Source organism: Streptomyces sp. NPDC051364 (assembly GCF_040682115.1).
GTDB lineage: Bacteria > Actinomycetota > Actinomycetes > Streptomycetales > Streptomycetaceae > Streptomyces.
Map to the genome: position 1 here is coordinate 433221 of NZ_JBFBAH010000003.1, position 21098 is coordinate 454318.

Annotated in this window: 23 protein-coding genes and 1 tRNA gene; 11 read left to right on the forward strand and 13 right to left on the reverse strand. The window is 72.6% G+C overall.

The annotated features are described in order from the left end of the window. Positions 1 to 85 precede the first annotated feature (85 nt). A complete protein-coding gene (locus AB0M76_RS09005; RefSeq protein WP_365952250.1) occupies positions 86 to 1669 on the reverse strand; it encodes a beta-N-acetylhexosaminidase in 1584 nt (527 codons plus the stop codon). A 51-nt stretch (positions 1670 to 1720) separates the two neighbouring features. Here AB0M76_RS09005 and AB0M76_RS09010 point away from each other — a divergent pair, with 51 nt between their 5' ends. The 3 genes from AB0M76_RS09010 (at position 1721) to glmS (ending at position 4905) form a co-directional block, all read left to right on the forward strand. Continuing rightward, positions 1721 to 2626, forward strand: a complete 906-nt coding sequence (locus tag AB0M76_RS09010; protein ID WP_365952251.1) for a DUF4429 domain-containing protein — start codon at positions 1721 to 1723, stop codon at positions 2624 to 2626. Positions 2627 to 2734: 108 nt separating this feature from the next. Beyond that, complete coding sequence (locus AB0M76_RS09015) at positions 2735 to 3010, forward strand: hypothetical protein (RefSeq protein ID WP_030008735.1); 276 nt, start codon at positions 2735 to 2737, stop codon at positions 3008 to 3010. Positions 3011 to 3087: 77 nt separating this feature from the next. After that, positions 3088 to 4905, forward strand: a complete 1818-nt coding sequence (glmS, locus tag AB0M76_RS09020; protein ID WP_266666824.1) for a glutamine--fructose-6-phosphate transaminase (isomerizing) — start codon at positions 3088 to 3090, stop codon at positions 4903 to 4905. Between the two features lie 61 nt (positions 4906 to 4966). Here the strand turns inward: glmS and AB0M76_RS09025 are convergent, their stop codons facing one another. Further along, positions 4967 to 5536 (reverse strand): GPR1/FUN34/YaaH family transporter, encoded by a 570-nt coding sequence (locus AB0M76_RS09025; RefSeq protein WP_266666822.1) that lies wholly within the window; start codon positions 5534 to 5536, stop codon positions 4967 to 4969. A gap of 99 nt (positions 5537 to 5635) precedes the next feature. Continuing rightward, the gene (locus tag AB0M76_RS09030) at positions 5636 to 6166 is read right to left on the reverse strand and encodes a universal stress protein (RefSeq protein WP_266666820.1); all 531 of its coding nucleotides are present in this window, start codon (positions 6164 to 6166) and stop codon (positions 5636 to 5638) included. A 355-nt stretch (positions 6167 to 6521) separates the two neighbouring features. On the opposite strand from AB0M76_RS09030, the gene AB0M76_RS09035 reads away from it, so the two are divergent. The 4 genes from AB0M76_RS09035 to AB0M76_RS09050 all read left to right on the forward strand — a co-directional run bounded on the left by AB0M76_RS09035 (position 6522) and on the right by AB0M76_RS09050 (position 9395). After that, positions 6522 to 6974: a hypothetical protein gene (locus AB0M76_RS09035; RefSeq protein WP_365952252.1), complete on the forward strand. Its 453-nt coding sequence runs from the start codon at positions 6522 to 6524 to the stop codon at positions 6972 to 6974. A gap of 374 nt (positions 6975 to 7348) precedes the next feature. After that, positions 7349 to 8521, forward strand: a complete 1173-nt coding sequence (locus AB0M76_RS09040; protein ID WP_266629066.1) for a helix-turn-helix domain-containing protein — start codon at positions 7349 to 7351, stop codon at positions 8519 to 8521. 92 nt (positions 8522 to 8613) lie between these two features. Then, positions 8614 to 9216 (forward strand): oligoribonuclease, encoded by a 603-nt coding sequence (orn, locus tag AB0M76_RS09045; protein ID WP_266666816.1) that lies wholly within the window; start codon positions 8614 to 8616, stop codon positions 9214 to 9216. Positions 9217 to 9322: 106 nt separating this feature from the next. Beyond that, positions 9323 to 9395: transfer RNA gene (locus tag AB0M76_RS09050), tRNA-His, on the forward strand. A 126-nt stretch (positions 9396 to 9521) separates the two neighbouring features. Here AB0M76_RS09050 and AB0M76_RS09055 read toward each other — a convergent pair. Together AB0M76_RS09055 and AB0M76_RS09060 are read right to left on the reverse strand one after the other, a co-directional pair. Continuing rightward, positions 9522 to 10172, reverse strand: a complete 651-nt coding sequence (locus tag AB0M76_RS09055; RefSeq protein ID WP_365952253.1) for a hypothetical protein — start codon at positions 10170 to 10172, stop codon at positions 9522 to 9524. A 60-nt stretch (positions 10173 to 10232) separates the two neighbouring features. Beyond that, entirely contained in the window at positions 10233 to 11054 is an 822-nt protein-coding gene (locus tag AB0M76_RS09060; protein ID WP_365952254.1) for an NAD(P)H-binding protein, read from the reverse strand. A 166-nt stretch (positions 11055 to 11220) separates the two neighbouring features. Between AB0M76_RS09060 and AB0M76_RS09065 the strand changes: the two genes are divergently transcribed. After that, positions 11221 to 11724: a MarR family transcriptional regulator gene (locus tag AB0M76_RS09065; RefSeq protein WP_365952255.1), complete on the forward strand. Its 504-nt coding sequence runs from the start codon at positions 11221 to 11223 to the stop codon at positions 11722 to 11724. Positions 11725 to 11857: 133 nt separating this feature from the next. Further along, on the forward strand, positions 11858 to 13156 hold the full coding sequence (locus tag AB0M76_RS09070; RefSeq protein WP_365952256.1) for an MFS transporter: 1299 nt from the start codon (positions 11858 to 11860) through the stop codon (positions 13154 to 13156). Here AB0M76_RS09070 and AB0M76_RS09075 read toward each other — a convergent pair. The 4 genes from AB0M76_RS09075 to AB0M76_RS09090 all read right to left on the reverse strand — a co-directional run bounded on the left by AB0M76_RS09075 (position 13077) and on the right by AB0M76_RS09090 (position 16349). After that, entirely contained in the window at positions 13077 to 13373 is a 297-nt protein-coding gene (locus AB0M76_RS09075) for a hypothetical protein (protein ID WP_365952257.1), read from the reverse strand. The two genes, AB0M76_RS09070 and AB0M76_RS09075, sit on opposite strands and share 80 nt — an antisense overlap. Positions 13374 to 13453: 80 nt before the next feature. After that, the gene (locus AB0M76_RS09080; RefSeq protein ID WP_365952258.1) at positions 13454 to 14128 is read right to left on the reverse strand and encodes an NAD(P)-binding domain-containing protein; all 675 of its coding nucleotides are present in this window, start codon (positions 14126 to 14128) and stop codon (positions 13454 to 13456) included. A gap of 111 nt (positions 14129 to 14239) precedes the next feature. Continuing rightward, a complete protein-coding gene (locus AB0M76_RS09085) occupies positions 14240 to 15625 on the reverse strand; it encodes a HAMP domain-containing sensor histidine kinase (RefSeq protein WP_365952259.1) in 1386 nt (461 codons plus the stop codon). Between the two features lie 34 nt (positions 15626 to 15659). Further along, positions 15660 to 16349: a response regulator transcription factor gene (locus AB0M76_RS09090; RefSeq protein ID WP_362628139.1), complete on the reverse strand. Its 690-nt coding sequence runs from the start codon at positions 16347 to 16349 to the stop codon at positions 15660 to 15662. 79 nt (positions 16350 to 16428) lie between these two features. Here AB0M76_RS09090 and AB0M76_RS09095 point away from each other — a divergent pair, with 79 nt between their 5' ends. Further along, a complete protein-coding gene (locus tag AB0M76_RS09095) occupies positions 16429 to 16965 on the forward strand; it encodes a hypothetical protein (protein WP_365952260.1) in 537 nt (178 codons plus the stop codon). 51 nt (positions 16966 to 17016) lie between these two features. On the opposite strand, the gene AB0M76_RS09100 is transcribed toward AB0M76_RS09095, so the two are convergent. The 3 genes from AB0M76_RS09100 to AB0M76_RS09110 form a co-directional block, all read right to left on the reverse strand. Then, positions 17017 to 17220 carry a cold-shock protein gene (locus AB0M76_RS09100; RefSeq protein ID WP_365952261.1) on the reverse strand — a complete coding sequence of 68 codons (204 nt, stop codon included), beginning with the start codon at positions 17218 to 17220 and terminating at the stop codon, positions 17017 to 17019. A 134-nt stretch (positions 17221 to 17354) separates the two neighbouring features. Further along, positions 17355 to 18164 carry a fused MFS/spermidine synthase gene (locus AB0M76_RS09105; RefSeq protein ID WP_365952358.1) on the reverse strand — a complete coding sequence of 270 codons (810 nt, stop codon included), beginning with the start codon at positions 18162 to 18164 and terminating at the stop codon, positions 17355 to 17357. Positions 18165 to 18250: 86 nt separating this feature from the next. Further along, positions 18251 to 18745, reverse strand: coding sequence for a hypothetical protein (locus AB0M76_RS09110; protein WP_365952262.1), 495 nt, complete (start codon positions 18743 to 18745; stop codon positions 18251 to 18253). A gap of 275 nt (positions 18746 to 19020) precedes the next feature. On the opposite strand from AB0M76_RS09110, the gene AB0M76_RS09115 reads away from it, so the two are divergent. Further along, positions 19021 to 20316, forward strand: coding sequence for a tetratricopeptide repeat protein (locus AB0M76_RS09115; protein ID WP_365952263.1), 1296 nt, complete (start codon positions 19021 to 19023; stop codon positions 20314 to 20316). Positions 20317 to 20399: 83 nt separating this feature from the next. On the opposite strand, the gene AB0M76_RS09120 is transcribed toward AB0M76_RS09115, so the two are convergent. Next, positions 20400 to 20996 carry a histidine phosphatase family protein gene (locus AB0M76_RS09120; protein WP_365952264.1) on the reverse strand — a complete coding sequence of 199 codons (597 nt, stop codon included), beginning with the start codon at positions 20994 to 20996 and terminating at the stop codon, positions 20400 to 20402. Positions 20997 to 21098: the final 102 nt, after the last annotated feature.

Here is a 21098-nt window from a genome sequence, read left to right on the forward strand (position 1 = left end):
GCCCGCCGCTGCGGCCCGAGGAAGTGTCCGCGAAGCCCTGACCGGCCCTCTTCGCGGACACGCCTCGGGCAGTCCCTTTTCCCGGCTACGGCCAGGGGACGTCCGGGGCCCGGTAGTACGTGATGTCCTGGGCGTCCAGCCTCGGGCCCTGGGCCGCCACGCGCTGCCGGTACTCGGTCCAGTTTCGCGGGCCCGGGCTCCAGCCCAGTTCCGCGAGGCCCAGCACCCGCGGGAACGCCATGAACTCCAGGTCGGACCGGGTCGCGATCGTCTCGGTCCACAGCGGCGCTTCGACTCCGAGGACCGCGGACTCCGGGACTCCGGCCGCGGCCAGGTACGTCCCCGGGTTCCAGTCGTAGGCCCTGCGCACCGGGACGAAGCCCGCCCAGGCCAGTCCCGGCTTCGTCGTCAGGTCGTACTTCATGTCCAGGTACAGCCGGTCCGCCGGCGACAGGATCAGCGGGTGGCCCGCCTTCGCCGCCGTGGCCACCGCCGCCTTCTCGGCGGCCGGGGTCCTGTCGTGGCCCCAGTACTGGAGCACCGCCCCCGCCGCCGGGCGGGCCGTCGCCAGCTGGTGCCAGGCCACCACCGTCTTGCCGTGGCGCCCCACCACCTGCTGGGCCCGGTCCATGAACGCCGCGTAGTCCGCCGCCGGAGTCGAGAGCGCCTCGTCGCCGCCGATGTGCAGGTAGCGGCCCGGGGTCAGCTCGGCCAGCTCGCCGAGCACCTCGTCGATGAACTCGTACGTCCGCTCCTTGCCGACGCACAGCGAGCTGAAGCCGACCTTGATCCCGGTGTAGCGCTCGCGCGCCTTCCCGTCGCAGTTCAGCTCCGCGTACGAGGCCAGGGCCGCGTTCACGTGCCCCGGCATGTCGATCTCCGGGACCACGTCCACGTACCGCTCCGCCGCGTACGCCACGAGGTCGCGGTACTGGTCCTTCGTCCAGTACCCGCCCGGCCCGCCGCCGACCCCGCTGCCGCCCCCGTACTCCGCCAGCCGGGGCCAGGAGTCGATCGCGATCCGCCAGCCCTGGTCGTCGGTCAGGTGCAGGTGCAGCGTGTTGACCTTGTACTGGGCGAGCTGGTCGACGTACCGCTTGACCTGCTCGGCCGCGAAGTGGTGGCGGGCGATGTCCAGCATGGCCCCCCGGTACGCGAACCGGGGCGCATCGGTGATCTCGCCGCCGGGCACCGTGCCCGGACCGGCCACCGGCAGCAGCTGCGACAGCGTCTGGCCCGCGTGGAAGAGCCCCGCCGGGGTCCGGGCGGTCAGCGTGACCCCGCCCGGGCCGGATTCCAGCCGGTACCCCTCGGCGCCTACGCCCTCGGCCGCCCCGTCCAGGCGCAGCCGGATCCCGTCGCCGTCGGCGCCGTCGACCACCGGCAGCGGGAGCCCGCTGGGGCCCCGGAGCTGCTGCGCGAGGAGCTCGCCGACCCGGCGGACCTCCTCGCCGCCGCTCGCGCCGGCACGGATGACCGTGCCCGCCCCGACGGCGTACCCGGGGCCTTCGGCACGTGCGGATGCGGGCGCCGGCAGGAGCTGTTCGTAGGGGGCGAGGACGGCGGGGCGCTCGTCCCCGGGTCTGGCGTCGCCGCCGGGGGACGTGGCGCAGGAGACGGCCGCGCCGAGGACGAGGAGGGTGCCGAGCGTGCGTCGCAGGACTCTCATAGGGCAGGTATAGGCCAACTGGCGTGCTGTGGCCGGTGCGAGAATCGATGGATGGCGGAAATCATCCAGAAGGACGGCACATGGACCTTCGACGGGGACGCGGTGCGTATCGTGCCCGGTCGCGACAAGGGGGTGGGGCTGCTGCGCCAGACGCTGGGCGAAGTGCTCGTACCGCTGCCCGCGCTCGCCGGGGTCAGCTACGAACCGGGCCGCAAGACGGGCCGGTTGAGGCTGAAGCTGCGTGACGGCGCCGACCCGCTGCTCCAGGTGACGGGCGGGCGGCTGCCGGAGGCCTCCGACCCGTACCGGCTGACCGTGGAGGCGGACCGGACGGGAGTGGCGGAGTATTTCGTGGACGAGGTCCGCAATGCGCTGCTGCTGGACCAGGTGGACCCCGGCCCGGCGGACGTGTACCTGCTGCCGGGGCCGGCCGTGCCGATCACGGTGGCCGCGGGGGACGGCACGGTGGCCTTCGACGGGGACCGGGTGGCGCTGGACTGGAACTGGACGACGGAGGAGGCCAAGAGCTCCGGCGGACCGCGCGAGTTCCGGGTCGCGGACCTGCGGACGGTGGAGTGGTCCCCCTCGAAGGGCCTGGACAACGGATGGATCCGGTTCACGCTGGCGGGCGCCCCGGCGGCTCCGGCGCCCAAGTACGACCCGTACACGGTGGAGCTGTTCGGTTTCAAGAAGGACCCGCTGATGGCGCTGGTCGCGGCGGCCGTGGCGGTGCGGATGCCCCATCCCCGCGGTGCCTCGGCGCCGGCCGAGGCCGCCACGGTGCGGTCCGCGGTGCCGGTGCCGGAGCTCGCGGCCTCGGCCCCCGAGCCGACGGCCCCCGAGGACCACGACGCCCTGCTGCGCCGGCTGCGTGAGCTCGGCGATCTGCATCAGGGGGGCATCCTCACGGCCGAGGAGTTCGCCGCAGCCAAGCAGGCCATTTTGCGTCGTTTCTAACCGCTTGGTGAGCGGATTTACGCATTCCGCTGGTCTGGACCAGATGGATCCTGCCCGATTCCGGGCAGGATCTTTGCGTTCCCGGCCGTGGCCCGTCAGTATCTACGAGTGCTCGACCGCCGCCCGTCTCATGACGATCTTGTCGACCACCTGGTGCGCAGCACCGCGCTGCAGCGCGGCGAGGCCGCCCGGGTGGTGCTCGACGTCCTCGCGTACTTCGACGAGACGACCGAGGAATTCGTGCGCCGCCGCCACCGGGAGCTCCAGTCCGGCGGCGCGGTCAACGCGGAGATCTTCGAACGGATCGCGGCCGAGCTGCCGCACCGCGCCGTGGCGCCGCCGGAGCTCTCGCTCCGGCAGCTGCGCCGCATCGTCTACGGCTGAGCGACAGGGCCTGCCGACGGCAGGGCGCGGCGACAACAGCGGCAAGAGCAACCGAACTTCAGGAGGGGCAAGACTTTATGTGCGGAATCGTGGGTTACATCGGCAAGCGTGACGTGGCACCGCTGCTGCTGGAAGGCCTGCAGCGACTGGAGTACCGCGGATACGACTCCGCGGGCATCGTCGTCAACAGCCCGAAGTCCCCCGCGCTCAAGGTGGTCAAGGCCAAGGGTCGCGTCCGCGAGCTGGAGTCCCGGGTACCCAAGCGCTTCACCGGCACCACCGGTATCGCCCACACCCGCTGGGCCACCCACGGCGCGCCGAGCGACATCAACTCCCACCCGCACCTGGACGCCGAGAGCAAGGTCGCGGTCGTCCACAACGGCATCGTCGACAACGCCGACGAGCTCCGCGCCAAGCTGGTGTCCGAGGGCGTCGTCTTCGTCTCGGAAACCGACACCGAGGTGATCGTCCACCTGGTCGCCCGCTCCCAGGCCGACACCCTCGAGGAGAAGGTCCGCGAGGCCGTCAAGGCCATCGAGGGCACCTACGGCATCGCCGTCATGCACGCCGACTTCGCCGACCGCATCGTCGTGGCCCGCAACGGCTCGCCGGTCGTCCTCGGCATCGGCGAGAAGGAGATGTTCGTCGCCTCGGACGTCGCCGCGCTCGTCGCCCACACCCGCCAGGTCGTCACCCTCGACGACGGCGAGATGGCCACCCTCAAGGCCGACGACTTCCGCACCTACACCACCAGCGGTGCCACCACCACGGCCACGCCGGAGACCGTGGAGTGGGAGGCCGCCTCGTACGACATGGGCGGCCACGACACGTACATGCACAAGGAGATCTCCGAGCAGCCCGACGCGGTCGACCGCGTGCTGCGCGGCCGGATCGACGACCGCTTCAACACCGTGCACCTGGGCGGCCTGAACCTGGACCCGCGCGAGGCGCGCGGCATCCGCCGGGTCAAGATCCTGGGCTGCGGCACGTCGTACCACGCGGGCCTGATCGGCGCCGGCCTCATCGAGAGCATGGCCCGTATCCCCGCGGACGCCGAGCCGGCCTCCGAGTTCCGCTACCGCAACCCGGTCGTGGACCCCGACACGCTCTACATCGCCGTCTCCCAGTCCGGTGAGACGTACGACGTACTGGCCGCCGTGCAGGAGCTCAAGCGCAAGGGCGCCCGCGTCCTCGGCGTCGTCAACGTGGTGGGCTCCGCGATCGCCCGCGAGGCCGACGGCGGCGTGTACGTGCACGCCGGTCCCGAGGTCTGCGTCGTCTCCACCAAGTGCTTCACCAACACGGTCGTGGCCTTCGCGCTGCTCGCCGTGCACCTGGGCCGGATCCGGGACCTGTCGGTCACCGACGGCAAGCGGATCATCGAGGGCCTGCGCAAGCTGCCCGCCCAGATCCAGGAGATCCTCGAGGGCGAAGAGGACATCAAGAAGCTCGCGGCCGAGTACGCCGAGGCCAAGTCGATGATGTTCATCGGCCGGGTCCGCGGCTACCCGGTGGCCCTGGAGGCCTCCCTCAAGCTGAAGGAGATCTCCTACATCCACGCCGAGGCCTACCCGGCCTCCGAGCTCAAGCACGGTCCGCTCGCGCTCATCGAACCGGCGATGCCGACGGTCGCGATCGTCCCGGACGACGACCTGCTGGAGAAGAACCGCGCGGCGCTGGAGGAGATCAAGGCCCGCAGCGGCCGGATCCTTGCAGTCGCCCACCGCGAGCAGGAGAAGGCCGACCACACCATCCTCGTGCCCAAGAACGAGGACGAGCTGGACCCGATCCTGATGGGCATCCCGCTCCAGCTGCTGGCGTACCACACGGCCCTGGCCCTGGGCCGGGACATCGACAAGCCGCGCAACCTGGCGAAGTCGGTCACGGTCGAGTAGTCGCACCGAGCACGCAGAACGGCCCCCGGGGGATTCCCCGGGGGCCGTTCCCGTACGTCCCTCAGCCCGCGGCGACCGCGCCGCTGCCGGAGGCCTTGCCCAGTGCGGTGGGCCAGTGGGCCAGCGCCGCGGTGGCGCCGTACCAGAACAGCAGCCCGGAGACCGCGGCCACCCAGCCGGCGGCCTTGGCGAGCCCGCCGCTGTCGGCGAAGGAGCCGACCGCGAGGAGCAGCAGGGAGAGGGTGAGCAGGGCGTACGCGCCCTGACCGAACAGTCCGCTCGAGGCACTGACCGTGAGGGTCAGCGCGAGCAGGGCGAAGAGGACCAGGAACAGTCCGGCTGCGTGTGCCGAAACCTTTCCGTCCGCCCCCGAGGCCCAGGTGAACCAGAAGGCGCCGAGGCCCGCGTACGCCGTGCCGTTGAAGCCGTTGCCGCCGCGGAACTCGAGGATTCCGAGGACGAACAGGGCGAGACCGCCGACGTAGGTCGCGAGTGACACGGAGTTGGCGACGGACACTCCGCTGACGACGGCGGTGTGGCCGATACCGAATGCGAGAAGGGTGAGACCCAGGGCTATGTTCCCGAGGGTCGAAGTCGAGGCCGTGCTTCCCGCAGAGACACCATTGTCCACGGCGGGCTCCCTTCGATCTGCAGTTGTTTGCTGCGTCCCAGCAGCATTTATCTACCCTTTACATGAGGGTTCACAACCGCACAACCGAAGTACAGTGGGTTACGGAATGACAACAACCGGTCGCTGCGCACGCTTGGCCAGCCGGCCCGCCACGGACCCGAAGATCCGGCCCACGATCCCGTGCGTGGAGCCGACCACGATGGCGTCCGCCGAATACTCCCGGCCGACCTCCTCCAGCTCGTGGCAGATGTCCCCGCCCCGCTCGACCAGGATCCACGGCACCTCGGCCAGATAGTCCGCGCAGGCGAGCTCCAGCCCCAGCACCTCGGTGCGGTGGTCCGGTACGTCCACGAAGACGGGCGGCTCGCAGCCGGCCCACACGGTGGTGGGCAGCCGGTTGGCCACGTGCACGATGATCAGGCCGGATCCGGACCGGCGGGCCATCCCGATCGCGTACGCCAGGGCGCGCTCACTGGACATGGAGCCGTCGAACCCCACCACGACCCCGTGCCGGAAGGCCGGGTCGCAGGGATGACGTGTCTGTTCCGCCGCGCGCAGGTCGCTCGACGCGTGGTCGGCGAGGGGTTTGCGCTTGCGGTCCGCGGGTTCGGGGGATTCGTGACCGGCCATGGATGTCTCGGCGAAGGGGTCCTCGGGGGAAGGGACAGGGCGACGGGGCGACATTGGGCGTAAGCGACGATTGAAAAAATGACGACTCAGGGTGACGGGGCTCTGTCCGGGAACTATCTTCCCAAGCCCATACCCACCAGGGTACGGCGACACTCCTGTCCTGCACAGGGCATGCCGCCCTTGGAGAGCGTCCCAGGGAGCATGCCGGAGCGAGGGCTCCTTGGCAATGGCCGCTGGCCCCTACAGCCAGTGACGAGCGGCGGCACGCGCCACCCGTGCGCGCAGTGACCGAGCACAGCCGCGCACCGTTGGACAGGCGTCCGACCGTCCAGGAAGAGCCCGCAGGGAGCACGCCGTGCCCGGCCATCCGGTCCACCCCGTCCAGCCCGCTCAGCCGACCCAGTCCGTCCGCTCCGTCCGGACCGCGCAGCACAGCGACACGACCGCGCATTTCACCCCCGCCGCCGTTCACCCGTCCGTGCGCCCCGGCAGACGCCCCCATGACGACCCCGCGGGTGACGTGGTGCGCTGGGCCGCCTTCAGCTGCCTGCTCGTTCCCGTGGTCCTCGTCGTCTACGGGACCTCCTTCGACGGGGCCGCCGTCGCGACCCTCGGGCTGGCCGCCGTCACGGCCGCATGCCGGGCGATGCTGCGCTACTCGGAGAAGGCGGAGCGGGCCGCCCTGGTCCTCGCGGAGGACCGGCTGCCGCAGGGCGGGCGCCGGCGGCGTTCGCGCGCCGGGGCCGGCGCCGGGGGTCGTGCGCACCGCGGCTGCCACTCGTCTGGTGGAATCTCCCTTGAGGACTGACTGATTCGCACACCCACACCCGCATGTTTTCAGCCAACTTCCCGGCACAGTGGTGTTCTTGCCGGAATGCCCCGTCAACCCCCCTACCACCAGCGACTACGCCGCCAGGGGGGCTCCGAGACCCTACGGGTACTGGCCATGGCCGGACGGCGAGCTTCCCACTCCGGTAGCGGAGTGGAACGCTTCCTGATCGAATGCTTTTCGCCAAGTTGCCAAGTCGACATAGCGCTGCGTGCTGAACTTGTCACGCCGACACCACGGGACGCAGTAGATTCGATCATGTATTTACGGCGGGGGATCCACGTGCAAGGCCGAGGGGAAACGTGCAGGTGCGACCAGACCAAGGAGTCGCGACACCCAAGGGGGGCTTAGCCATGAGCCAGGATTCCACCGCCGTCGTCGCGGACGCCGGCAGGAAGCTTGCGGGGCGTCGCCGCAGGGAGATCGTCGCGGTGCTGCTGTTCAGCGGCGGACCGATTTTCGAGAGCTCCATTCCACTTTCCGTGTTCGGCATCGACCGGCAGGACGCGGGAGTTCCACGCTATCGACTGCTCGTGTGTGCCGGGGAGGACGGTCCGCTGCGGACCACCGGCGGACTCGAGCTCACCGCGCCGTACGGGTTGGAGGCGATCGCCCGGGCAGGCACGGTCGTCGTTCCGGCCTGGCGCTCGATCACTTCACCGCCGCCTCCGGAGGCGCTCGACGCACTGCGTCTGGCGCACGAGGAAGGCGCCCGGATCGTCGGACTGTGCACGGGAGCCTTCGTGCTCGCCGCCGCCGGTCTGCTGGACGGCCGGCCCGCGACGACGCACTGGATGTACGCGCCGACGCTGGCCAAGCGGTACCCGTCCGTCCATGTCGATCCGCGCGAGCTGTTCGTCGACGACGGCGACGTGCTGACGTCCGCGGGCACCGCGGCCGGAATCGACCTGTGCCTGCACATCGTGCGCACGGACCACGGCAGCGAGGCGGCCGGGGCGCTGGCCCGCCGGCTCGTCGTCCCGCCGCGCCGAACGGGCGGCCAGGAGCGCTATCTCGACCGGTCGCTGCCGGAGGAGATCGGCGCCGACCCGCTGGCCGAGGTCGTCGCCTGGGCGCTGGAGCACCTCCACGAGCAGTTCGACGTGGAGACCCTCGCCGCCCGCGCGTACATGAGCCGGCGCACGTTCGACCGGCGCTTCCGGTCGCTGACCGGCAGCGCGCCGCTGCAGTGGCTGATCACCCAGCGGGTGCTCCAGGCGCAGCGGCTGCTGGAGACCTCCGACTACTCGGTCGACGAGGTCGCCGGGCGCTGCGGGTTCCGCTCGCCGGTCGCCCTGCGCGGGCACTTCCGGCGGCAGCTGGGGTCCTCCCCGGCCGCCTACCGCTCGGCCTACCGGGCGCGCCGGCCGCAGGCCGACGTGTCCCAGGTGGCCGAGATCCAGGGGAACCCGGTACCGCACCAGCGCACTCCGCAGCCCCAGCGGGCCGCGGCGGCCCTGGCCGCGGCCGGTCCGACGGTGACCGAGCTGTACGCCCCGAACCGGGTCCTGCGCGAGCACGCGTAGCTCCCGCGACGGGCACTGCCTGACGAAGGTCCCCCGCATCGGTCGTCACCGATGCGGGGGACCTTCCGCGTAATCCGCATAAGCTGGGCCGCATGAACGATCGCATGGTGTGGATCGACTGCGAGATGACCGGGCTCTCGTTGACGGACGACGCACTTATCGAGGTGGCCGCACTGGTCACCGACTCGGAGCTCAACGTGCTCGGCGAAGGCGTGGACCTCGTGATCCGCCCGCCGGACGCGGCCCTGGAGACCATGCCCGACGTGGTGCGCGAGATGCACACCGCCTCCGGCCTGCTCGACGAGCTGGCCGGCGGGATCACCCTCGCGGACGCCGAGGCGCAGGTCCTGGCGTACGTACGGGAACACGTGAAGGAGCCCCGCAAGGCTCCGCTCTGCGGGAACTCGGTCGGTACCGACCGCGGCTTCCTGCTGCGTGACATGCCCGCGCTGGAGAGCCATCTGCACTACCGGATCGTGGACGTGTCCTCGGTCAAGGAGCTGGCCCGCCGCTGGTACCCGCGGGCGTACTTCAACAGCCCGCCGAAGACCGGCAACCACCGGGCGCTCGCGGACATCAGGGAATCCATCGCCGAGCTGCGCTACTACCGGGAGGCGGTCTTCGTGCCGCAGCCCGGGCCCGACTCGGACACCGCCCGGGCCATCGCCGCCAAGCACACCCTGTCCGCCGAATAGGACCCGGCACGACCCTCCGGAGACGGGTCGGGGGAAAGGAGGGCGCGAGCACCCTCCCGGACCCTGTACCCTTTTCTTCGGCCGGTCGGTTCTCCGACCGGACATGGTGGGTGTAGCTCAGTTGGTAGAGCACCTGGTTGTGGTCCAGGTGGCCGCGGGTTCAAGTCCCGTCACTCACCCTGCGAGAGGGCCCCGGTCCGCGAAAGCGGACCGGGGCCCTCTGCGTTTTCCGGGCCCACTGCGTTTCCGGGCCCGGGGTTCCCGAGCCCCACGGGGACCACGAGTAGCCGTCACCGCACACCACGTCACAGGACACGCGACGCGCGAGCGCCCAGCTCAGGGCGCCGCCGTTGGCCCGCGTAGAAGAGGGCCGCTGCGGTAAGGGCGTAGAGGCCGCCGGTGATGCCCAGTCCGAGGGGGTCGACGCCGCGGTTGTCCGTGGCCTCGATCCAGGGATCCAGGCCGCCCAGCCGGTCCTTGAAGAGGACGACGCGCCGCCCTGTCGCGAACTGGCCGTGGCAGTTCTGGATGTCGCCCAGTTCCGCGCGGCTCCCCGAGTCGTCGACGACCTTGCAGAAGTGCCGTACGTCGCCCTTGTGGTTGACCCGCTCCCCCGCCTCGACGACCACCGCGCCCGTCCGTTCACCGAGCTGCTTCATGTAGTTCTCGTTGAGGTTGGACCCGGCGAAGAGGCCCAGCGCGAGGAGGGAGAAGCCGACCAGGGTCGCGGCGCCCGCCCGGTTCCAGACGGAGCCCGCCACGATCGGACCGGCTGCCACCGCGGCCAGGACGATCAGGACCCCGACCCACAACATGCCATAGGGATACTGGCTGAGGAAGCCGCCCACCGTGGCCACCGTCGGAATCAGCGCGGCCCAGAACAGCGTGTTCGCCGTCCGCCGCGGCCGCGGGGACGCGACCTTCTCCGCGCTCCCGGATATTCCGAATGCCTGCATGCCGATCCCCTCGAGCCCCGTGCCGCATCTCCCGACACCCTACGCAGGGGATCGCGGCGGTCAGGCGCGGAAGTCGTCCGCGTGGTCCTCGGCCCAGGTTTCGAAGGAGCGGGCCGGGTGGCCGGTGAGGCGCTCGACGGCGTCGGTGATCTCGACCGGGAGCCCGTCGCTCGCGGCCCAGTAGCCGAGGAGCGCATCGGCGTAGGGGCCGGGTATGTAGCCCTCGACCGCGGACTTCCATTGCTCGGCGGTGACGGACTCGAAGGGCACCGCGGTACCGAGTACCCGGCCGAGTATCGCCAGTTGGGTCGCGAAGGTCAGGGAGTGCGGGCCGGTCAGGTGGTACGCGCGGCCACCGAGGGCGGGGTCGGTGAGGACGGCGAAGGCGGCCTCGGCGAGGTCGGCCTCGTGGACCGGGTCGCAGTGGGCGCCCGGGTAGGGCAGCTGGACCGCGCGGCCGGACTTCAGCGACCAGGCCCAGCCGAGGGCGTTGCTCGCGAACGAGCCGGGGCGCAGCAAGGTGGTGCGCAGCGGGGAGGCCAGCAGGGCCTCCTCGACGGCGAGATGGGAGGCCGACAGCGGGCTGTCGGCGGCGGACGGCCCGAGCACCGACGAGGAGGACAGGAGCACGACGTGCTCGACTCCGGCGGTGACGGCCTCCTTGACGAAGGCACCGATGGCGGCGGCCTCGGCGTAGAGGAAGACGGACCGGACGCCGGCCAGGGCGCCGGGGAAGGTCGAGGGATCGGTGAGGTCGCAGTGGCCGGCGCCGGGCGTGTCCGGCTCGCGGGAGGCGAGGCGGTGGGGGATGCCGCGGGCGGCGAAGAGGGGGACGAGGCTGCGGGCGACGGCGCCGCGGGCACCGGTGATGAGGATCGACATGGCGGGCCTGTTTCCTGTTCTTGTCGGTGGTCTTGTGGCGGCTGTTTTTGTGGCTGTTCCGGTTGCTGTCCCGGCGTGCGGCGCACGCTAGGATGAGTACGTGGCACAGATTCTGCACGATCAATATTCTGCGTCACACAGATAAATTTCAGGCATGGAGAAGCCGATGTCAACCGATTCCCCTCGTCCGAGTGACGCCCGTGCTGAGTGGAGCCGCGCCGAGCTGCTCACGCGCATCGTCACCGAGAGCCAGCGGCACTACGCCGACTACTCACTCTTCAACCAGGCCATGGCCGACCACGTCGGGCTGCACCCCACCGACATGCAGTGCGTCGCCCTCCTCGACATGGAGCCCGGCCCCGTCAGCACCGGCGACATCGCCCGCCTCACCGGCCTGACCTCCGGCTCCGCCACCCGCCTCGTCGACCGGCTGGTCAAGGCCGGCATCGTCGAGCGGCATGCCGACCCCCACGACCGCCGCCGCTCCCTCGTCTCCCTCGCCCCCGAGGCCCGCCGGCGCATCGGCGAGGCCTGGGACACCCCCGGCCGGGCCTTCGGCGCGGTCCTGGAGAGCTACTCCGACTCCGAACTCGCGGTCATCGCCGACTACCTGCACCGCGCCGCCGAGGTCGGCCGGTCCCAGGCCCAGCGCCTCAACTCCGGCGGCTGACGACCGGGCCCCACCTCCCCCGGGCGAACACGCGGGTCTGGCGAAGCCCGCATTCCGCGGCTACCGTCCTGCCCGACGGGCAACGGTGCGCGCCGGAGACACGGGAGGGTCGGCGTGCGGATGGAGGTTGTCCGTGTCCGGATCCGACGCCGCCCCCGGCGGCTTCCGCGGAGTGTTCGCACTCGGCGGCAGCGCCCTGCCCGTCTACGCGTTCCTTGCGCGGCTGCCCGCCGCGCTGTGCCCCATCGGGACGCTCCTGCTCATCAACGGCCGCGACGGCATCGGCAACGCCGGCACCGTCGCGGCCGCCCTCTGGCTCGGCCAGGCCCTCGGCGGCCCGGTCATCGGCCGGCTCGCCGACCGGCACGGCCACCGCCCCGTGCTCCTCGTCGCCTGCGTCGCGAACGCCGCCGTCCTGGCCGCCCTCGTCGCGGCCGTCCTCGGCGGACTGCCGCTGCCCGCCCGGCTGGCCCTCGCCGGCGCCGCCGGGCTCACCGTCCCGCAGGTCGGCCCGCTGGCCCGGGCCCGCTGGGCGCACCTGGCGGGCGAGGACAAAGCCCTGGCCGGTACGGCCCTGTCCTTCGACACCACCCTCGACGAGGTCGGGTTCATGGTCGGGCCCGCGCTCGCCGGGATCCTGGCCGTGACCGTGCACCCGGCCTCCGCGCTCGTGCTCGCCGCCGGGCTGATCCTGCTCTTCGGGACCCTGTTCGCCGTCCACCCGACCGCGCCCGGCCCCCTCGGCGCACCGGATGCCGGTGCACGTGCCGACGTACGACTGTGGTCGCCGGAGCTCGTGCTGCTGTGCGCGATGGCCGTGCTGCAAGGCGCCGCGTGGAGCGGGGCCAACACCGGGGTGAACGCGCTCGCCGAGTCGCTGGGCGAGCCGGGAACGGCCGGGCTGGTGTGGGCGGCCATGGCCGTGACCAGCTCGATCGCCGGCTTCGTGACGGTCGCCCGCCCCGGGTCCGCGGACCTCGCCGTACGGCTGCGGTGGACCATCGGCGTACAGGCGCTGCTCACGCTGCCGCTGCTCGCCGTGTCGGGGCTGCTCGGCGCCGCCTTGGCCGTCGCCGGGATCGGGCTTGCCGTGGCCCCGCACCTGATCGCGCTGTTCGGGCTCGTCGAGCGGGCGGGCCCGGCGCAACGCATGGGCGAGGCCATGACCGTGGTGGGCAGCGGCCTGATCGTCGGTCAGGCGCTGGCCGCGGCGGCCGCCGGGCCGCTGGCGGGGGCCTACGGCCACCGGGCCGCATTCTCCGTGTCGTGCGCGGCGGCGGCCGCCTCCGTGGTGCTCGCGTGGACGGCCGCCGGCCGTCGGCGGGGCGGGGTACGGGGGCTGCCGACCCGCCCTACGAGGACTGCATCGCCGCAAGACCCTTCGCCAGGTCCTCGGCGTTCATCACCGGACCGACCTCGATCTCCGCGTTGAACTGCAGGAACAGCTCCTCCATCAGCGGCGGCATCTGCCAGCTGTCCTGCAGGTCGAAGACGATCCAGCAGGACCGGACGCCCTCGTGGAGCCCGAAGTAGGCGGCCTCCGGCTTGATGGTGTCCATGAGCTTCTTCATGGCCTGGGGCAGGGCGCCGCTCTTGATGCCGTCATTTGTGGCCGCCGTGTCCAAGTGGGCCCGGAGCATGACTCTCATGCCTGACTCCTTCCGTCAGGGCCACACTCGGCGCGCCCACGGCGACCGGCAACATCTCGGCGCCCATCCGGGACGGACCCTCAGCCGCCCTGCTGCGCGCCCTGGATGTGGAAGTTGAAGTCCGTGTGGCCGAGGGTCCCCATCAGGCGGAGCCAGATGGGGAGGAGCATCTCGGTGCCGCGGGCCGTCTCGATGCCGCCCAGGTCCAGGACGCTCGCCTCCGGCCAGCCGAAGGAGTACAGCAGCTCGCGTACGGACTTCTTGGCGTCGGCGTCCTCGCCCGACAGGAACACGGTGTGCTCGCCCGGGACGCGGGCCGGCTCGACCATGATCCGGCAGTTCATCGTGTTCAGCGTCTTGACCACCCGCAGCCGCGGGAACGTCCGCTGGAGCAGCTCGCCCAGGCTGTCGTCGTCCACCGGGTCGAGGGTGGGCGGGAAACCCAGAGAGAAGTCCAGCGGGTTGGCGATGTCGATCAGCACCTTGCCGTCCAGGTGCGCGGCGTCCGCCTCCGTCAGGGCGGCGACGCTGACCTGCCCGCCGGTGGCGTTGACCAGGGTCTCGCCCTGCCGGGCGGCTTCCGGAAAGGAGGCGAGGCCGACCTGCGGATGGGCCTCCTGCCATTCGGCGTACTCGGTACGGGCGAGGGTGGCTTGGGGGTCGCGGGTGCCGATGACCACCTCGTGTCCGAGCGAGACGAGGCGGCCGGCCACCGTACGGCCGACGATCCCGGTGCCGAGGACTGCGTAGCGCATGACCAGTTCCATTCCGTTCGGGGGAAGGACAACCAACCACCCCGTACGGTATGCCGCCCGCGCCCGCCGTGGGCGAAGGCCGGTGAACCGGGCGAACCGGCGAACCGCCCGTCAGCCGCCGCGCCGCTTGCGGCGACCGCGGCGCGTCCGCACTCCGCCCGCACCGCCCCGCGCCCGGTCGTCGAGGGCGATCCACAGCCTGACCTCGGTTCCGCCGAGCATCGAGCGGCCGATCCGCACGTCGCCGCCCGTCGATTCCGCGACCCGGCGCACGATGTCCAGGCCGAGGCCCGTCGAGCCGTCCCGGCCGCCGTCGTTGCCGCGCCGCAGCGCCGCGTCCGGATCGGCGATGCCGGGCCCTGCGTCCGAGACGAGCACGATGACCGCGTCCCCCGCGTCGTGGACGTCCACCGCGAACGGTGTGCCCTCGGGGGTGTGCCGGAACACGTTGCCGAGCAGGGCGTCGAGGGCGGCCGCGAGCTCCGGCCGGGCGACCGGGAGCCGTACCGTACGGTCCACGCCCGCGAGCCGCACCTCGCGGCCCTCGTCCTCCGCCAGCGCCGACCAGAAGTCCATCCGGTCGCGGATCACCTCGGAGGCGTCGCAGCCCGCCCCGGCCCCGCCCGCGGCTGCCGCGGGTGCGCGCTGCTCGCGGGCCGTACGGATGATCGTGTCGACCTCGCGTTCCAGCTGTTCCACCGCCGCCCGGGTCTGCTCCGCGGCCGGCCCGTCGCCGAGCGAGGCCGTGTTGAGCCGCAGCACCGTCAGCGGCGTCCGCAGCCGGTGCGAGAGGTCGGCGGCCAGCTCCCGCTCGTTGGCGAGGAGTTCCACCACCTGGTCCGCCATCGAGTTGAACGCGACGGCCGCCGATCGGAGTTCCTTCGGCCCGTCCTCCGGCACCCGCGCCCCCAGCCGGCCCTCCCCCAGCTGGTGCGCGGCGTCCGCGAGCCGCTCGGCCGGCCGCACCAGCCGAGCGCCGAGCCGGTCGGCGACCGCCACCGAGCCCACGATCAGCGCCAGGCCGACGCCCGCGAGGACCACCCAGGCCGTCGCGACGCCGTTGCTGACCTCGCTCTCCGGTACGAAGATCTCCACGACGGCGATGTCCCCCGACCCGAGGGCGGTCGGCTGGAGCAGCGCCGAACCGCCGCCGGCCAGCGGGGCCGTCATCCCCCGGCCCATCCGCCGGGTCTCCGCCACGGCGTGCGCCCCGGCCCGGCCGATGCCGATCTCCACCGGCGCGCCGCCGCCGATCGCGGGCACGTGGACCGCCATCCGCTGGGCGGCGCCCATCTGCGTGGACTCCACGGCCTTGCGCAGCTGCACCGGGTCGGTGGTGATGGACAGGGTCGGCCCGATGGTGGCCGCCTGCCGCTCGGCGTTGGAGAAGGCCCGGTCGCTGGCCATCTCCTGGACGACCAGCCCGAGCGGCACGGCGAAGGCCACGACCACCATGGCCGTGACCGCAAGGCACACCTTGACCAGCGCCCATCTCATCGCGCGCCCACCGCGGCCACCGTGTTCACCGTGCTCACCGGGGCGGCTCCAGCTTGACGCCGACCCCCCGCAGGGTGTGCAGATAGCGGGGGCTGGCGGCCGTTTCGCCCAGTTTGCGGCGCAGCCAGGACAGGTGCACGTCGATGGTCTGGTCGTCCCCGTACGACTGCTGCCAGACCTCGGCGAGCAGCTCGCGCCGGGCCACGACCACCCCGGGCCGCCCGGCGAGGAAGGCCAGCAGGTCGAACTCCCGCCGGGTCAGGTCCAGCACGGCCCCGTCCAGCTCGGCCTGCCGCCGCAGCGGGTCGATGGCCAGCCCGCCCACCCGCAGGACCCGCGAGGGCGGCTCGGCCCCGGCGGCAGCGCGGGCGCGGCGCAGCACGGCGGACATCCGGGCGGAGAGGTGCTCCACGGAGAAAGGTTTGGTCAGGTAGTCGTCGGCGCCGTCGTTGAGAAGCCGGACGATCTCGGCCTCGTCGTCACGCGCGGTGGCGATGATCACCGGTACGTCGGTGATGCCACGCAGCATCTTGAGCGCCTCCGACCCGTCGAGGTCGGGCAGCCCGAGGTCGAGGATGACCACGTCGAACCGGTGGTGGGCGACCTCGCGCAGCGCCTCGAGGGCCGTGCCGACGCTCCGCACGGTGTGCGAGGCCTCGGTCAGGTGCCGGATCAGGGCGGAACGTACGAACTGGTCGTCCTCGACCACGAGCACACTTGCCATGGGCGGCACCGTAGTCCATTCGGGGGACCACGCGGGGTGTCGGGACGTCTCCGGGGCGAGTGGTGCAGTATGTGCCCTGATGCACCGAGGACTTGTTCATGCTCTCGCCTGGACGCTGGCGACCGGGGCGGCGGTGACGCTGTCCTGGTGGGGCGTGCACACCGTCATGTCCGGAACGGCCTACGATCCGCCGCTGGCGGTGCCGCTGACCACGCAGCCGCTGTCCTCCTCGACGCACAGCGCGGCGGCGCCGTCGCCCGAACCGGCCCCGGACTCCCCCTCCCCGTCCCCCTCGGCGTCGCCCTCCGCCGCCGCCTCCTCGGCGAAGCCCGCGCAGAAGGCGGCCCCGCCGAGCCCGCGCCCGGAGGAGCAGCAGGGCGACGGCGGGGATCCGGGCAAGGTGAAGGCCTACCCGGTCACGGGTGGCCGGGTGGTCTTCGACCTCGGGACGTCCTCGGCCGAGCTGGTCTCGGCGACGCCGGACGCCGGCTGGCAGATGCAGGTGTGGAAGCAGCCGTACTGGATCCGGGTCACCTTCACGAAGGCGGGCCGGGAGATGTCGGTCTTCTGCACCTGGAACGGCCACCCGCCGCTGGTGGAGACGTACGAGGGCTGAGCGGTCTCGGGGAGACCGCTCAGGGGGTGTCCGGCCGGCCGAGGCGGGTCGTCAGACGACGCGGATGTTCGTCGCCTGCGGCCCCTTGGTGCCCTGGCCGAGGTCGTACGCGACCTTCTGGTTCTCCTGGAGTTCCTTGAAGCCGCTCCCCTGGATCTCGCTGTAGTGGGCGAAGACGTCCGCGCTGCCGTCCTCGGGCGCGATGAACCCGAAACCCTTCTCCGCGTTGAACCACTTGACGGTGCCGTTGGCCATGTCCGTGTCTCCCTGATGCCTGCAGATACCCGCTCGCCCCGACGGGGCGCTCGAGACGAAGACCTACCCGCCCCCGCGGCGTCCGGAGCGCAAGGTCATCCGAACGAGGGCGTGTCGCGGCAGGTCACGGCCCCTCAGCGGAAGACGGACGGCGGGGGCTCGGGCGAGGCCACCGCCGAGGCGTCTCCGACGGGGGCCGCGCCGCCCGCGAAGTCGGCGAGGGCCCGGCCGTGCTCGACCCGGCCGGGATGCGGGTCGCTCGCCACCCGGCGGGTGAACTCGGCGACCGGCAGCTCCCGGTCGGCGGCCGCCAGCACCGCGTTGCCGAACCGTTTCCCCCGCCACACCACCGGGTCGGCGGCCAGCGCCAGGTGCTCGAAGCGGGACGCGGCCGTCGCGATCTGGCCCTTCAGGTGCGCGAGCGGCGGGCCGTCCGCGAGGTTGGCCACGTACCACCCGCCGGGCGCGAGGGCACGGCGTACGTCGTCCAGGAACTCGGCGCTGGTCAGGTGCGCCGGGGTGCGCGCGCCGCTGAACACGTCCGCGATCACCAGGTCCGCCCAGCCGTCCGGAACCTTGGCCAGGCCCGCCCGCGCGTCCACCGCCCGGACCCGGACCCGCGCCTGCGGGTCCAGCGGCAGGTGTTCCCGTACGAAGGCCACCAGCGCGGCGTCGATCTCCACGACCTGCTGGGTCGAGCGGGGGCGGGCGGCGGCCGTGTAGCGCGCGAGGGTGAAGGCGCCGCCGCCCAGGTGCACCACGTTCAGGGGCTGCCGGGCGGGCGCGACGAGGTCGATCAGGTGGCCGATCCGCCGCTGGTACGCGAAGTCCAGGTACCCCGGATCGGCCAGGTCCACATGCGACTGCGGGGCCCCGTCGATGAGCAGGGTCCAGGCGTCCGCACGCTCGCGGTCGGGAGCCAGCTCCGCCGTGCCGCCGGCCACCTGCCCGACGACCGCCTCGGAGGTACCGCGCCCGCGCTGTCTGCTGCTGCCTCTGCCCTTGCCTGCCACCACCCCATTGTCGCCGGTCAGCGGCAGTTGTCCGCCGCCTCGATGAGGCGGGCCGCCTCGCCGAGCGCGGCGCGCAGCACCTCCGGGTCCGTGACCGGACCGACGGCCTCCGGGGGGAGCAGCCAGCCGGTGTCGCCGGCGGTGGGCGACACGTCGACGTCGCCGAAGCGCATGCCGCGTCCGTTGGTCTGCGTGCACGCGCTGCCGGGCAGGTCCCAGGCGTCGGCGGTGCCGGGCGGGACGAGGAAGCCGAGGGTGTCGTCGGACCCGTCGTGCAGCACCGGGCCGACCCCGCCGGCCAGGCTGGCGGCGCGGCGGATGATGTCCACGGCCTCCAGGCCCTGCCGGGTGGGCACGGTCACCAGGTCCGGCGCCTCCGCCGGGGCGGCGACCGCGACGGCCACGACGCCCGGGACGACCGCGGCGATCGCGACACCCGGGACGACCGTGGCGGCCGGGACGGGGGTCGCGTCCGAAGACACGGGCGCGGTGTTCATTCCAGTGCTCTCCATGCCGCCCTCCACCAAGGGAACCCCTCCTCGATCCGCGTACGAGCGGGGCGGGAATCAGCTCACACCCCACATGGGCTCAACGCGCCAAAACGTCAACGGGTGCGGCGGCAAGACGCTGCAAAGGATGGCAGTTCATGGCGGATCGCGGGTGAGATATCCCTTTTGTAGCCAAACACCGCATGAGCCGTCCGCCGCTGGCGGTACGTTCATGCGCGCCGGGCCCGGCTCCATCCCGCGGAACCGGCGGTGCGTCCCTTGCCAGAGAGGCCACGTCCATGGCGGCGTTCCCCCACTCACCCAATCAGACGTTCCGGCGGCTGCGCGGGCAGCACTCCCCGGCCGAGTTCGCGGCCATGGTGCGCCGAGCCGCGAAGGAGATCGGAGAAACGGTTTCCTGCGACGCCCGCTACATCGGCCGGGTCGAGTCCGGCGAGATCCGCTGCCCCAACTACGCGTACGAGCGGGTCTTCCTCCACATGTTCCCCGGCCGGACTCTGGCCGACCTGGGCTTCTCCCCGCGCGAGGCGGTGCGCGGCCGGTCGGCGCAGCGCACCGGCCCCTTCACCCACAAGGAGAGCGACGTGCTGCGTCGCGCGTTCATGGCGGGCGGCTCCGCGACCGTGGCGGCCGCGACGATCGGCCTCCCCCTGCTCGGCGACACCCGCCGGGCGCCCTCCCGGGCCGGCGAGTCCGAAGCGGCGGCGGTCGAGGAAGCCGTACGCCAGATCCGGCTGCTGGACGACCGGCACGGCGCCGACGCCCTGTACCGCAGGGCCGCCGAACCCCTGCGCGCCGCCTACGCGCTGCTGGATGCGGGAGCCACCCGGCAGTCCACCGAGGACCGGCTGCACGCGGGCGCCGGTGAACTGGCCATCTCGGTGGGCTGGCTGGCCCACGACTCCGGCCGCTTCGAGGACGCCCGCTCGCACTACGCGGAGGCCCTGGCGGCGGCCCGGGTCGCGGGGGACGCGGGCCTGGAGGCGCACGCGTTCAGCAACATGGCCTTCCTGGCCCGGGACTGCGGGCGGCCGCGGGAGTCGGTACGGGCGGCCCAGGCGGGCCGCCGCGCCGCCCGCTCCCTCGGTTCCCCCCGGCTGCTCTCGCTGCTCGCCCTGCGCGAGGCGGGCGGCTGGGCGGGCCTGGCGGACCGCAAGGCCTGCGAGGAGGCGCTGACCCGGGCGCACACGGAGTTCTCCCGCGGCGAGGCGGGCGCGGACCCGGAGTGGATGTCGTTCTTCGGCGAGGCCGAGCTGGAGTCCCTGGAGTCGCGGTGCTGGGCGGCCCTCGGGGAGCACGCCCGCGCGGCCCGGCACGCCCGCCGCGCGGCGGACCTCCAGGATCCGCACTTCGCCCGCAACGTGGCCCTCTACACCGCCGAGCTGGCCGACGACCTGGCCCGGGCCGGCGCCCCGGAGGAGGCGGCCTGGGCCGGCGGGCGGGTCCTGGACCTGCTCACCGAGGTCCAGTCCACGCGCGTCCGGTCCATGCTGTCGGGGACGGCCCGCGCCCTGGTCCCGCACCAGCGCAGCCCGCGCGTGGCGGAGTTCCTGACCCGCCACGCCACGGCCTGACGGGCCGCGCCCCGGCCGGAGCGGCCCTGACAGGCCCCCGGTCCGGTCAACCGCCCGCCCCCGTACGGGGCTTCGGGCTGCGGTCAGAGGTCCAGGTGGCCCGTGTCGTTCCAGCGCTCCAGTGCGGGGGCCCCGTACGCCCAGCCCAGGACCGAGAGGGAGGTGGGCTCCAGGCGGATGCGGGCTCCGAAGGAGGCCTCGAAGCCGAGCCAGCGGGCGGCCAGGGTGCGCAGGATGTGGCCGTGGGCGAAGACCAGCACGTCGCGCTCCGCCGCACGGGCCCAGGCGACCACCTCGTCCGCGCGGGCCGCGACGTCGGCGACGGACTCGCCGCCCGGGACGCCGTCGCGCCAGATCAGCCAGCCCGGGCGGACCGCCTGGATCTCGGCCGGGGTCATGCCCTCGTAGGCGCCGTAGTCCCACTCCATCAGCGCGTCCCACGGCTCCGCCCGGGCGCCGAAGCCCGCCAGGTCGCAGCTCTCGCTCGCGCGGGCCAGCGGGCTGGTGCGGACCTCCACGCCGGGCAGGCCGTTCCACGGGGCGCGGGCCAGCCGCTCGCCGAGCAGCTTCGCGCCCCGCTTGCCTTCCTCCAGCATGGGCACGTCCGTGCGTCCGGTGTGCTTGCCGAGCTGGGACCACGCCGTCTGGCCGTGACGGGCCAGGAGGATTCGGGGGGCCATAGGAGATTCTCCCGGTACGTAAGGACTTAAGGGTTCGCGTGCTTATGCGACGGTTCGGGCGATTGCGTCGTCCGTCCATCATCCATCACGTGAACACCAGGC

Excerpts from the sequence above, each read along its gene's own strand:
- AB0M76_RS09065 (WP_365952255.1), top strand. The coding sequence starts at position 11,221 with ATGTCAACCGATTCCCCTCGTCCGAGTGACGCCCGTGCTGAGTGGAGC.
- AB0M76_RS09060 (WP_365952254.1), bottom strand. The coding sequence starts at position 11,054 with ATGTCGATCCTCATCACCGGTGCCCGCGGCGCCGTCGCCCGCAGCCTC.
- AB0M76_RS09110 (WP_365952262.1), bottom strand. The coding sequence starts at position 18,745 with ATGGAGAGCACTGGAATGAACACCGCGCCCGTGTCTTCGGACGCGACC.
- AB0M76_RS09095 (WP_365952260.1), top strand. The coding sequence starts at position 16,429 with ATGCACCGAGGACTTGTTCATGCTCTCGCCTGGACGCTGGCGACCGGG.
- AB0M76_RS09120 (WP_365952264.1), bottom strand. The coding sequence starts at position 20,996 with ATGGCCCCCCGAATCCTCCTGGCCCGTCACGGCCAGACGGCGTGGTCC.
- AB0M76_RS09040 (WP_266629066.1), top strand. The coding sequence starts at position 7,349 with ATGAGCCAGGATTCCACCGCCGTCGTCGCGGACGCCGGCAGGAAGCTT.
- orn (WP_266666816.1), top strand. The coding sequence starts at position 8,614 with ATGAACGATCGCATGGTGTGGATCGACTGCGAGATGACCGGGCTCTCG.
- glmS (WP_266666824.1), top strand. The coding sequence starts at position 3,088 with ATGTGCGGAATCGTGGGTTACATCGGCAAGCGTGACGTGGCACCGCTG.
- AB0M76_RS09030 (WP_266666820.1), bottom strand. The coding sequence starts at position 6,166 with ATGGCCGGTCACGAATCCCCCGAACCCGCGGACCGCAAGCGCAAACCC.
- AB0M76_RS09075 (WP_365952257.1), bottom strand. The coding sequence starts at position 13,373 with ATGAGAGTCATGCTCCGGGCCCACTTGGACACGGCGGCCACAAATGAC.
- AB0M76_RS09090 (WP_362628139.1), bottom strand. The coding sequence starts at position 16,349 with ATGGCAAGTGTGCTCGTGGTCGAGGACGACCAGTTCGTACGTTCCGCC.
- AB0M76_RS09055 (WP_365952253.1), bottom strand. The coding sequence starts at position 10,172 with ATGCAGGCATTCGGAATATCCGGGAGCGCGGAGAAGGTCGCGTCCCCG.
- AB0M76_RS09010 (WP_365952251.1), top strand. The coding sequence starts at position 1,721 with ATGGCGGAAATCATCCAGAAGGACGGCACATGGACCTTCGACGGGGAC.
- AB0M76_RS09115 (WP_365952263.1), top strand. The coding sequence starts at position 19,021 with ATGGCGGCGTTCCCCCACTCACCCAATCAGACGTTCCGGCGGCTGCGC.
- AB0M76_RS09005 (WP_365952250.1), bottom strand. The coding sequence starts at position 1,669 with ATGAGAGTCCTGCGACGCACGCTCGGCACCCTCCTCGTCCTCGGCGCG.
- AB0M76_RS09100 (WP_365952261.1), bottom strand. The coding sequence starts at position 17,220 with ATGGCCAACGGCACCGTCAAGTGGTTCAACGCGGAGAAGGGTTTCGGG.
- AB0M76_RS09080 (WP_365952258.1), bottom strand. The coding sequence starts at position 14,128 with ATGCGCTACGCAGTCCTCGGCACCGGGATCGTCGGCCGTACGGTGGCC.
- AB0M76_RS09085 (WP_365952259.1), bottom strand. The coding sequence starts at position 15,625 with ATGAGATGGGCGCTGGTCAAGGTGTGCCTTGCGGTCACGGCCATGGTG.